Annotated in this window: 1 protein-coding gene; it reads right to left on the reverse strand. The window is 47.8% G+C overall.

The genetic code is table 11. From position 1 onward, the window contains the following. Window positions 1–756: manganese catalase family protein (locus ACWHAR_RS26210; protein WP_452088313.1), on the reverse strand; the 756-nt coding region annotated here is incomplete at its 3' end. Between the last annotated feature and the right edge of the window lie 11 nt (window positions 757–767).

The following is a 767-nucleotide window of genomic DNA, read 5'->3' on the forward strand; positions in this document are numbered from 1 at the left end:
CGGAGCCGGGATATACCTGAATTCACCTCGGCCGTCAAAGGCTTCCCCATGTGCCCATCTTCCTTGCGAGCTTTCATCCCCCCTGGAAAAGTTAAACAGGTCATAGGAGACTTCCTGCTTTTCGAGCTCACGCGGAAACGTCGTCGGGACGACAATATCCCGTTCTCTTTCCTCCAGCTCTTTAATGGCCGCGTACCACATATTTTGATGATAGGTATCCCTTGCAATCAAAAATGACAGCATATCTCTTACCCCTGGATCATCGGTCATGGCATAAAGCCGTGTCACCTGAAGGCGTCCTTGGGCCTCCGCATTTAAGTTAGCGCGAAAATCGGCCAGCAGGTTTTCGCTTGAGATAATGTATTTTGCATTCCACGGATAGCCCTCACTATCTGATGCCATCGCCCCCAATCCGGACACAATCGCGTGCTGAGGATTCATCCCTGACATGACTGCTGCGATAGCGGGATTGCTTTTATAAGCATCCTCCTGTACATCCGCGGGTGCATTGTCCAGAAGTCTGGAAATCATCGTTGCCAGCATTTCTACGTGCCCAATCTCTTCGGTCCCCACATCATATAACAAATCTTTATACTTAGCATCCGCCCTGCAGTTAAATCCTTGAAACAAATACTGCATCATGACGCTAATTTCACCGAATTGGCCGCCGAGCACCTCTTGAAGTTTTTTCGCATAAACCGGATCAGGATGAACTGGCTTTGCTTGATATTGAAGCTCTTTTATATGATAAAACATGAATCATTCCT

Source organism: Bacillus sp. LR--39, from assembly GCF_053613335.1.